The 2,776-nt window shown below is 68.6% G+C and carries 3 protein-coding genes; 2 read left to right on the top strand and 1 reads right to left on the bottom strand.

Annotation, left to right across the window (positions count from 1 at the left end; genetic code table 11):
- On the top strand, positions 1-553 hold a 553-nt coding region (locus AC5RWT_RS36425; RefSeq protein WP_494084470.1), incomplete at its 5' end, for a DnaJ C-terminal domain-containing protein.
- 2 nt (positions 554-555) lie between these two features.
- On the top strand, positions 556-1,386 hold the full coding sequence (locus AC5RWT_RS36420; RefSeq protein WP_494084469.1) for a 16S rRNA (uracil(1498)-N(3))-methyltransferase: 831 nt from the start codon (positions 556-558) through the stop codon (positions 1,384-1,386).
- 60 nt (positions 1,387-1,446) lie between these two features.
- Here the strand turns inward: AC5RWT_RS36420 and AC5RWT_RS36415 are convergent, their stop codons facing one another.
- Complete coding sequence (locus tag AC5RWT_RS36415; RefSeq protein ID WP_494084468.1) at positions 1,447-2,352, bottom strand: GerMN domain-containing protein; 906 nt, start codon at positions 2,350-2,352, stop codon at positions 1,447-1,449.
- Between the last annotated feature and the right edge of the window lie 424 nt (positions 2,353-2,776).

Genomic DNA, 2,776 nt, shown 5'->3' with positions numbered 1-2,776 from the left:
CATCCCGGACCCCTGCAACGAGTGCAACGGGGAGGGCCGCATCCGCAGCCGCCGTTCGCTGACCATCAAGCTTCCCGCCGGCGTGGGGACGGGGACCCGGATCCAGCTCGCCGGTCAGGGCGAGGCCGGTCCGGCAGGCGGCCCGCAGGGCGACCTGTACGTGGAAATCCGGGTTAATCCGGACAAGAACTTCATTCGCGAGGGCGACGATCTGCACGTCACCCTCACGGTGCCGATGACTGCTGCCGCGCTGGGCACCGACGTCACGCTGGACACTTTCGACGGCGAACGCGAAGTGAGCATCAAGCCCGGTACACAGGCGGGCGAGACCCTCACCCTGCACGGGCTGGGCGTGGCGCACCTGCGCGGCTACGGGCGCGGAGACCTGCAGGTGCACGTGCATGTGGAAACCCCCACCAAGCTGGATGCGGAGCAAGAGGATCTGCTGCGCCGGCTGGCCCAGGCCCGCGGCGAGGAATACACAGAGGGCAAGCTGGCATCTTCCGGCACGGGAGTCTTCGCCCGGCTCCGGGACCGGCTCGGTAACCTGTAGGCGTGACCAGCCACCTGTTCTTCACTGCCCCGGGCGAACTTGACGGTGTTGCCCCCGGCGACACCTACACCTTGGGCGGGGACGAAGCGCGGCACGCCGTCACGGTGAAGCGGATCGAACCGGGCGAGCCCGTCGACCTGGCCGACGGACACGGCCGCCGGCTGGTCGGCCAGGCTCTCGCCGGCGCTTCCGGCCGGCTCACCGTCCGGGCCCTCCGGATGGTGCAGGAGCCGGAACCCGATCCGCAGCTGGTGCTGGTGCAGGCTCTGGCCAAGGGTAACCGCGACGAACTCGCCATCGAGGCGGCGACCGAGCTCGGCGTGGATGCCGTGGTCCCGTGGCAGGCCGAACGCAGCATTGTGCGCTGGAAAGCGGACAAGGCGGCCAAGGGAGCGGCCAAGTGGCAGATGGCCGTCCGGGCCGCCGCCAAGCAGTCCCGGCGGGCACACGTGCCCCAGGTGGAACCCCTGGTGGAGCGGGCCGGGCTGTGTGCCCTGATCCGATCCAGCCGGCTCTCGCTGCTGCTGCATGAAGACGGCGAAACCGGCGTGGCCGAAGCCCTTGCGCGTGCCGGGTTGCTTCCAAGCCCGGCGTACCTCGGGGAGCCCTCCGCGAACGACGACGGCGGCGGCCGGCCCCCTGGCGCGGCATGCAGCGGGGCACGGGTGTTGATGATTGTCGGGCCCGAGGGCGGCATGAGCCAGGCCGAGGTGGACGCCATGCTCGAGGCCGGCGCGGTGGCGGTGCGGCTGGGCCCGCATGTGCTGCGTTCTTCGACGGCCGGTCCCGCCGCCCTGACGTTGCTGAGCGAGATGCTGGGCCGCTGGCGCTGAGCGTGCGCACTGGAGGGGGCCGCGCCGGGCTGCCGCTGCACCTGCGCGCCGGAGGGCCGGCTACTCGATCGTGAAGACCTTGCTGTCCGGATTCAGCCGCTCGCCGGTCCGCCCGCTCATGTCCGGCTGGAAGACGTAGAGCCGGTAGCTGCCCGGATCCAGCTTCTGGCTGAACGTGAACTCGCCGATTGCGCCGCCGGCCGCATTCACGGAGACGGTGCCGTCCTTGACCAGATCGCCTTCGGACATGTCCTTGGCGTCGGCAAGGCGGTAGATCTGCCAGCTCAGCTGCGATTCGAACGCGACGCCCCGGCCAAAGACCTCCACCCTGCCCGCTGACGTTGCGCCTTCAGCGGGATCGATGATCCAGACCGGGGCGGAGAGGCTGCTGTTCCGCGTCATGGGCTTGCCCAGCGGAACGTGGCCGAAGGCTTCGTAGCCGTGGTGGCCATCCACCAAAATGACCACTTCCAGCGGATTGTCCGAGGAGCTCAGCCCCGCGTTGGCGGCGGCGGCGGTGGCGGTGAAGACCAGTTGCTGCACGGCGCGCTCGGCGATGCCCTTATCCACCCGGCGCTTGAAGGCGTCGGAGGAGATATCGAGCGTGATGACCGAATTGTTGGTGATCGAAGCACCCACCTTGCTGGCAGGGCTGAGCGCATTGAAGTAGTCCGGGTCAAGGGGCTGCAGCCGCGTCAAGGCGGCCACCGCCGTCGTAATGGGGTCCCCGAGGTTCTCCGCCTGGCGGTATTCGCGGTACAGGAACACGTTGTCCGCATTGGTCCCGAGCCAATAGATCGGCGAGAGCCCGGAGGAGCGCGACGTCTCGACCGGCGCGCTGGGAACCAGCGCGCTGTTTGCCGAGCTGGGGGCGGTGGGAACGGGCATGGAGGTCTGCCCGGCACCGACACCGGTTTGCGGCGAGCAGCCGAGCAACACCAGCGAGGAGGCAGTGACCAGCGCCAACCACGCGCCGAAGCGCCGTGTTGGGACCGAGCCGGAAGGCTGCCGGAGCTGGTTGCTGGTGATGCCTGCGATCCCTTCTGCCTGGCGGATTGGTGCGTGTTGCAGGGCCGAAACGGGCGGGCTGCCGCCCGTCCTGCCCCACTAGCTTGGCATACCGGTGGGGGGCTGATGGCTGCTTTAACCTCGGCTAAACCGGACTGATGCACGATTGATGCAGGATCGATACCAAGGCGTTTTTCGTCGTGGCAGAGGACTGCGCGGCGCCTCGTGCCGTAGCATGGACTTGTACCGCCGCGGCCGGATCCGTCATCCGGCTCTCCATCAGCAAGCGCCCACCGAAGGAGCGATGAAAGGCCACATCGGCCGGACTATGTCCCAATCACGCCTGGATGTCGATCCGCTGGGATCAAGCAGCCGTTCCGTC

It is taken from the genome of Arthrobacter sp. Dra40, assembly GCF_059091905.1.
This window is presented reverse-complemented; position numbering and strand designations above follow the sequence as displayed.